At 68.0% G+C, this 7902-nt stretch carries 8 protein-coding genes; 1 reads left to right on the top strand and 7 read right to left on the bottom strand.

From position 1 onward, the window contains the following. On the top strand, positions 1–566 hold a 566-nt coding region (locus ASF52_RS05340; RefSeq protein WP_056168849.1), incomplete at its 5' end, for an IS3 family transposase. A 202-nt stretch (positions 567–768) separates the two neighbouring features. Here the strand turns inward: ASF52_RS05340 and ASF52_RS05335 are convergent. The 7 genes from ASF52_RS05335 to ppsR form a co-directional block, all read right to left on the bottom strand. Then, complete coding sequence (locus tag ASF52_RS05335) at positions 769–1137, bottom strand: PilZ domain-containing protein (RefSeq protein WP_244473699.1); 369 nt, start codon at positions 1135–1137, stop codon at positions 769–771. A gap of 174 nt (positions 1138–1311) precedes the next feature. Beyond that, entirely contained in the window at positions 1312–2895 is a 1584-nt protein-coding gene (locus ASF52_RS05330) for a c-type cytochrome (protein ID WP_056168808.1), read from the bottom strand. A gap of 34 nt (positions 2896–2929) precedes the next feature. Beyond that, positions 2930–3277, bottom strand: coding sequence for a hypothetical protein (locus ASF52_RS05325; RefSeq protein WP_082479323.1), 348 nt, complete (start codon positions 3275–3277; stop codon positions 2930–2932). Positions 3278–3281: 4 nt separating this feature from the next. Next, entirely contained in the window at positions 3282–3776 is a 495-nt protein-coding gene (locus ASF52_RS05320) for a TspO/MBR family protein (protein WP_056168846.1), read from the bottom strand. Then, positions 3776–4957: a geranylgeranyl diphosphate reductase gene (locus tag ASF52_RS05315; protein ID WP_056168843.1), complete on the bottom strand. Its 1182-nt coding sequence runs from the start codon at positions 4955–4957 to the stop codon at positions 3776–3778. The genes ASF52_RS05320 and ASF52_RS05315 overlap by 1 nt, the downstream gene beginning before the upstream one ends. A gap of 14 nt (positions 4958–4971) precedes the next feature. After that, a complete protein-coding gene (locus tag ASF52_RS05310) occupies positions 4972–6309 on the bottom strand; it encodes a BCD family MFS transporter (RefSeq protein WP_056168805.1) in 1338 nt (445 codons plus the stop codon). 129 nt (positions 6310–6438) lie between these two features. Beyond that, positions 6439–7893 carry a transcriptional regulator PpsR gene (ppsR, locus tag ASF52_RS05305; protein WP_082515201.1) on the bottom strand — a complete coding sequence of 485 codons (1455 nt, stop codon included), beginning with the start codon at positions 7891–7893 and terminating at the stop codon, positions 6439–6441. Positions 7894–7902 lie beyond the last annotated feature (9 nt).

Here is a 7902-nt window from a genome sequence, read left to right as displayed (position 1 = left end):
CGCGAAGCCGGTTGTGGTTGAACGATGGCTCCTGCGTGCGGCTGCGGCCTCTCCATCGCAATCACGTCTGGAGCTTCGATTTCGTGCAGACACAGACCCACGACGGGCGGAGCCTGCGCATCCTGACGCTGATCGACGAGCACAGCCGGGCGTGCTTGGCGCTGAAGGTGGCCCGGCGCATCAACAGCCTGGGCGTGATCGAGGCGCTGGCCGATGCGATGTGTCTGCACGGCATCCCAGAGAACATCCGCTGCGACAATGGTCCAGAGATGATCTCGAAGGCTTTGCGGAAATGGGTCGCCAAAACCGGCCCGCAGATCCAGTACATTGCACCAGGATCGCCGTGGGAGAATGGCTACTGCGAGAGCTTCAATGGCAAGCTAAAGGACGAGTGTCTACGCCAAGAGATCTTCTACTCGCTCAAGGAGGCACAGACCGTGATTGGGATCTGGCAGAATACCTACAACCGCGTTCGGCCGCATTCGTCGTTGGGCTACCGGCCACCTGCGCCTGTCACCCTCCCGGATCTGGCCTTCCGGCTACCCATGGCCGCCACCATGCAGTAGCCTTCCAATTGGCTCGGTCCAAAATACCGGTCAGGTCANTGCGCCTGTCACCCTCCCGGATCTGGCCTTCCGGCTACCCATGGCCGCCACCATGCAGTAGCCTTCCAATTGGCTCGGTCCAAAATACCGGTCAGGTCAGCCGGTTGTTCGGAAGGCGCGTGACCCACATCCCCGATCCGGCTCGAAACGAGCGGGCAGAAGCCTAGAACGCCGAGATACCGCGCGCGCGCCGAAGGCCCCCGGACGAGGGCGTGCTCTGCGGCTCGTTCGCGGGCGGGGTAGGGGTATGCACCGGCGCCTCCACCGGGGCGGCCGGCGTCGGCACCTTGCCGACACGCTCGATCCGCACGCCGACGTAATCACCCCGGCGCCAGGCCAGACGGACGAGGCAGAGGAAATCGCGGCCGATGATCCGCAGCATGAAGACATCCGGCAACGCCAAACTCGCCGGAACGCCGATCTTCGCACCCGATTTCGATACGTCCTTTACGGTGCACGGAACCTCTGTGCCGTCGCGAAACCGAATCGTCGCGATCCAGTTCGTTTCGCTGCGCACTTCGCGCCGCGCCAATTCCGTCGCGCTCTCGGCACTCGCTGTCACGCGCATCGTCCTTCGCTGAACTCCTCACCAAGCACAGTGAGCGGGAGAGATTTACGAAGCGATACCGTACAAACGCTTTGCGATCACAGCCCCGTGATCGCAAACAAGTTCGATGGAATTCCACCCCCAGCTGCAGTCGCGAGTCTAGTTCGGACGGGGCGCTCCGGGAGAAATCGGTCCAGGGGTCGAAGCCTGCTTCTCTGGATTCTTGATCTGACTATAGGCGACATTCGAAAAACTTCCGATGACTGCATGCCAGCCGGTTTTCCGGTAGGCCGGATCGTCACGGCTCGCCTTGCAGAAGGCCGTGGTGACCGCGTTGACGATGTCGGCGTCCTTGGCTCCCGGGGCCGCCGCCTTGATGCGGGGCAAGAGAGCGTCGAGACGCGGAATGAAGTCGGCCGGCGTCAGGCCTTTCAGAGCTTCGTCAGCACCGGCTTCATCGAGGGCCTTGGCGACCTCGGGCTGCGCGACCTCGGCGCATGGCGCGCTTCCGGCCAGCATGGTCTGCGTCTTCTCCCGCGCCGCGGCCACCACGCCGCGTTCGGTGATGACGGGGGCGCTGTTGCCCCAGGCATTGCGGATGTAATCGGTGACGTCGGCCACCTCCGCATCGGTCATGCCGGCGCCGATGGCGGGCATCGGGGCGTAATCGTTCTGGGCGGCGAGGCCGCCCAGGATGACGCGGATCACCGTCTCCGGCCCTTGTGCCTGAACCGAAGTGTTGCCGGCGAGAGCCGGAATCGCGCCCTCGACGCCCTTGCCGTCCGGTTTATGACACGAGGAACAGTAGCTCAGGTAAGTCCCGGCGCCCGGCGCTCCGGCCGCGTTGAAAGCCTGGAGATCCTTGGTCTTGTAGGTTTCCTTAGCCTTCTGTGTGCGCAGATACGCGACCATCGCCTTGAGGTCGGCATCGGTCATCTTGGACAGGGATTCCTGGATCGTCTGGCGCATGGGGCCAGCGGCGACGCCGGGGCGGTCACCCGGAGCGGTTCCGGTCTTGAGATAGGTCACCACCTGCTCATCGGTCCAGGCGCCGATGCCCGTGTGGTCGTCGGGCGTGATGTTGGGCGCATACCAGCCGTCGATGACGCCACCGCCGAGCTTGCCCGCCAAGCCGCTGTTGCCGACGATCTTGTTGGCGTTGTGACACATGCCACAATGGCCCAACCCTTCCACGAGGTAGCCGCCCCGGTTCACTTCGGCGGACGATTCAGGGTCGGGCTTGAACTCCCCCGGCGTGAAGAACGCCGTGCGCCACGTTATCAGAGCCGTGCGGATGTTGAACGGAAACGGGATCTCGGAAGGCTTGCGCACCTCGCGCACGGCTTCGAGGGACTGGAGGTAGGCGAAGATCGCGTCGGCATCCTCCCGGGTGACCTTCGTGTACCAGGCGAAGGGGAACGCCGGGTAGAGATACGATCCGTCCTTGGTGATGCCGTCGTGGAAGGCGCGGTAGAACTCGTCGGCACTCCAATTGCCGAGCCCCGTCTCCTTGTCGGGTGTCAGGTTGGGCGTGCGGATCTTGCCGATGGGCGTATCGAGGACATAGTTACCGGCAAACGGCTTGCCGCCGGGAGCGGTATGACAGGCGACGCAATCGCCCGCGGTGGTGAGATACTCGCCGCGCTTGATCAACGCGGCCTGGGCGTCCTGGGCGGCTGCCGGCTCGATCGCGGAGCACAAGAGAAGGCCAGGGGCGAGGCCGAGGGCGACGAGGCGATGCATCACACCTGTTCTCCACACGATCAGAAATCTGGAACTATATTAACTCATGGCTCGGGAACGCGACGGTTTTCGGCATTGTTCCGCCAGCCGATCCGGGTGCGTTGCCGCAGGCGGCGCACGCTTTGGTGGCAGTTCGCAGACGCAGTCCGAGTTCCGTCGCGTGCGCCAGGAACGAGAGGAACAGGCACGCGGCAGTCGTCCACCACGGGCCGCCCGTTAGCGCCGTCCGAACGGCGAGCATCAGGGCCGCGCCCGAGGCGAGGTTGAACAGGAGGGGGCGCAGGGCGAGCCGACGTCCCCATGCCACGAGGACGAGGGCTTCGCAGGCGACGAGGACGAGGATGGCGTCGACGACGTGCCCGGAAGCGAACAGCCAAGCCATCGCCTCACGCCGCCCCGAACGGGCCGTTGAGGCGCACGATGGCGCGGTTGAGCACGGCCGCGATGCCGACCCAGGCGAGGTAGGGCAGGAGGAGCACAGCCCCGAGGGTGGAGACCCGCAATGTCACGAGGATCAGGGCGAGGATCGACAGCCACAGCAGCACCACCTCGGCGAGCGCCCAGTCGGGTCGGCGCATCCGGAAGAAGATCGCGCTCCAGGCGATGTTCAGGACGGCATTGACCGCGTAGGCGACCAGGAGCGCGCTGCGCCGCTCCGGGCTCGCATCGGCGTTCCAGGCCAGGACGGCCGAGATCGCCGCGAGGGTGAAGATCGTGGTCCAGATCGGCCCGAACGCCCAATCCGGCGGTTTCCAGTCCGGGCGGCGCAGGCTTTGGTACCAGGGACCGATGGTGGTGAGCACGCCGCCGGCCACCGCGACCACGAGGGCGATGCCCGCCGCCACGGCGATCGGCGTCCAGTTCCACTGGCCGGATTCCATCACGGTGACACCCACCGGAACAGATGGGCGAGGTCCTTGAAGAAGATCCGCACGTGGGCGACGGGCTTGGCGCGGACCAGCTCCTTGTTCATGTAGGAATCCCAGGTCAGCTGCTGGACGTCCTTGTCGCGGCAGATGGCGACGAAGCGCTCACGCAGGGAATCGTTGCGATACCAGACGCCCTGCATGATGCGCAGGATGAAGAAGATGCGGCCATGCAGGCGCATGAACCGCTTACGGGCCAGGGCCAGGGCCGAGGCCTTGCCGGTGACGAGGAAACGCTCGGCGGCCTCCGCCGCCAGCCGCCCGCCGAGCATCGCGTAGTAGATGCCCTCGCCCGAGGCCGGGGCGACGATGCCCGCGGCATCCCCCGTCAGCAGCACGTCGCGACCATTGTCCCATTTGCGCAGGGGCTTGAGGGGCAGCGGGGCTCCCTCGCGGCGCACGGTCTGCCCGGCATCGAGACCCGTGGATGCCCGCAATTCGCGAATGGCGCCGCGCAGGGAGAACCCCTTGCGGGCGCTGCCCGTACCGATGCTGATCGTATCGCCGTGGGGAAAGACCCAGGCATAGAAGTCGGGCGAGAGCTTCCCCTGATAATAGACGTCGCAGCGCGTCGCCTCGACATCGCCGCCCTCGGGCGGCAGGCGGACGATCTCGTGATAGGCGAAGACCTGTTTCATGGCGGCGTGACCGGGGATCTCGGCCCGCCCCACCGTGGAACTCGCCCCGTCCGCCCCGATTACGAGGCGGGCTCGCACCCGGCGCGGCGCGTTGCCCTGCCGGTAATGGACCGTCGCCAGCCCTTCGGCATCGCGGTCGATCCGGTCGAACGTTGCCGCGCGCAGGTCCGCCCCGGCGAGGACGGCACGATTGCGCAGCCAGGGATCGAAATGCTCGCGATCGACCATGCCGACGAAGCCGTCGCCGATCGGCATGTCCACCCGCTGGTCCTTCGGCGAGATCATCCGGGCGGAGCGGACCTTGGCCACCAGCAGATCGTCGGGGATCGCGAAGTCGCGGATCAGGCGCGGCGGGATCGCGCCGCCGCACGGCTTGATCCGGCCCGGCTTGTCGAGAAGGAGGACCCGCCGTCCCGCCCGGGCGAGATCGGTGGCGGCCGTGGCCCCGGCGGGACCGCCGCCCACCACCACCACGTCGAAGGTTTCCGGCTCGGACATGCTGAACATGGACGTCACCTCGTGGACAGGCTCGGCGCGAAGGGGGCGTGATCGGAGCGGGGCGCGCGGCGCGCGGCCGGGGTGTGGGCGACGCGCAGGGCGAGGGCTGCGCCGACGAGGAACAGTGCGGCCTCGGCCGCGAACACGCCGGCATAGGCCTGAACCGGCGGCAGGACGAGGCGGGCTGCGTCCACCGCCACGGTGCCGAGAAAGCCACCGGCACCGAAGGCGACGCCTTGCGCGGCGCCCCACACGCCCATCCGGGTGCCGCGCTCGGCCTCGCCGCCGGCTCCGGCGAGCCCCATCATCGACCCGATGGCGGCCACCGCGAAGACGCCGTTGGCGAGCCCGAGGGCGAACACGGCGGCGCGCAGCGGGAAGTCCGGGCCGACGAGACCGCCGCCCGCGATGGCGAGGAGTGCCGCCGCCGAGCCGACGCACCCGAGCGTCGTCCACACCTTGAGGGAGCCGAGGACGGGGCCGCCGATCCCCATGGTGAGCCCGGCCACCAGAAGCATGCCGGCGAGCACGCCGCCGTGCTGGAGCCCCGCGAGTTTGGTGGTTCCCCCAGGCGTCATCGCGAACACGTGGCCGGCGAAGGGTTCGAGGATGAGTTCCTGCGCGCTGTAAGCGAGCATGGCGACGAAGATGAACACTGTGAAGCGCCGCGAAGCCGGCTCGGCCCACACCTGGGCGAGCACCGCCCGGAACGGCTTCTTCGTCGTTGCGTCCCGCGTGTCGCGGGCCGCCACGACGGGCTCGACACCGCGCACGGCCAGGGCCGCGACGCAGAAGGCGATGGCCGAAACCGTGCCGGAAACGGCGACGAGGCGCGCACCGGAGAACGGATCGAGGAAATGGCCGGCGAGCGGTGCGGTGATGGCGAAGCCCGCGATCATCATCACCCAGACGACGGTGGCGGCCGCCCCCCGGCGCCGGTCCTCGACCCCGGTGGCGAGGAGAACGAGGAGCGAGGTGCCGGCCGCGCCCGCCCCCATGCCGACGGTGAGGAAGGACAGCACCGCGAGGGCGAGACCGGCCGTCTGATGCGTCTCGGCGAGGGCCGTGGCCACGGCGGCGCCGAATCCGCCGAGTGCCAGGGCGGCCATGCCGCCGACGATCCATGGGGTACGACGGCCGTGCACATCGGAACCGTAGCCCCAGCGCGGCCGGAGAATCTGGACGGCGTAGTGGAGGGCGACGAGGCCGCCGGGGACGATGGCCGGCAGGGCGAGTTCCACCACCATCACGCGGTTGATGGTCGAGGTCATCAGGACGACCACCGAACCGAGCGCGGTCTGGACCAAGCCCAGGCGAACGATCTGCCACCAACTGAATGCGAACGGTGCCATCCACCGGCCTCCCTGGCGCCATCGGCACGTCGGCCGAGGCCGACACCACCCGGGAACGCTAGTGACCGACACCGATGGGTGTCAAGTTTGATTTACACACTCGGCATCACGATTCCGGTGACGGAGCGCTCACGCCTCGTCGGTGGTATCCGGTCCGTCGAGGTCCCCGATCCCGTAGCGGCGCAGCTTGGCGTAGAGGCCCTGCCGGCTGAGGCCGAGCATCTCCGCCGCGGAGGCGCGATTGTCGCGTGTGATGCGCAGGGCCGCTTCGATGCACAGACGCTCGATGAGATCGGTGGATTCCCGCACGAGGTTCTTCATCGAGACCCGCCCGACGAGTTCGGTCATCTGCTCGACGGAGCGCGGCAGTTCGCGGCCACCGGACGCCACCGGCGTCGTGCGTCGCGGGGCGCTGCGAATGGTGAAACCGAGGCAGGGCTGCGCACCACCCGGGACCGAGACGGCGGCCACCTCGACATCCTCCACGGCCCCGTACTCGCCGCGAAAGCTCGTCGCATAGTGCCGGACGGAGCCGTGTTGGACCAGCGTCGCGAACAGGGCGGCGGCCTCGGTCTCCTCGCGCCCGAGCCAGCGGTCGAGGGGCTCGCCCCGCACCTGCTCCTCCGTGGCGAGCTGCGCCAGATCGAGGAATGCCGGATTGGCCGCGAGGATGCGCCGCGCCGGATCCGTGACCACGAACCCCTCGGGCAGGTTGTGGAGAACGTCGAGGGTGCCGGCACTGGAGCGGCTCGGTCCGGCCTCGGAGGCATGATTCGCGTCGGGCGTGAGACGCAGGAGGACGCTCGTCGCACTCTCCTGCCGGAACAGGGAGGCGGAGAGCCGCACGGCGCCGCGCGCATTGCCCAGACGGGCATCGAGATCGCCCGCCTGGCCCGTGACCCGCAGGCCGGCGAACAGCGATTCGAGGTCGCGGGTGCTGGTCGCGTCGAACAAGTCCACGGCATCGTGGCCGACGATGCGCTTGTCGGCCTTGCCGAGCAGGCGTGCGGCGGCCGGATTGACCTCGGTGACCCGACGGGTCGACGCATCGACCACCAGAACCGGTTCGGCGCCGAGTTGGAACAGCAGTCGGTAGCGCGTCTCGGCTCCGCGCATGCGCAGGTAGTCGCGTTCGAGGGCCTGCTGGGTCTCGGCCAGGGTGCGCTGGAGCGAGGCCATCGCCCGCAGGTTCCGCCCGATGACGATGACCGGGCCGTCGCTCTTCAGGCGCATGGCGGCGTAGCGCACGGGCAGATCGATGCCCTTGGCCGACATGTGATTGACCTGCCGCCAGCGGGTCACGGAACCCGGTTGCGCATCCTTCAGCAAGGCGGCGATCTTGGGCCGACTCTCGATGGTGACGGTATCGGCCCAGCGCTGGCCGAGCCAGGTCTCGCAGCCCTCGCCCACGAGATCGCGACTGCCGAAGGCCGCGTCGCAGATCACGCCTTCACCGTCGACGACGAGGGACAGATCCGTCGCGGCCGCGACGAGGAGCCCGGCGGCTTGAGCGTCGAGGGGCCCGAGGGTTTTGTGAAGCGCCGCGAACGCGTCGCTCGCGGCTGGAAGCGCCAGGCTATTCAAGGTGCACCA

It is taken from the genome of Methylobacterium sp. Leaf112, from assembly GCF_001423295.1.
Lineage (GTDB): Bacteria > Pseudomonadota > Alphaproteobacteria > Rhizobiales > Beijerinckiaceae > Methylobacterium.
The sequence above is the reverse complement of the archived record's forward strand: the minus strand, read 5'-3'. Positions and strand labels throughout refer to the sequence as shown.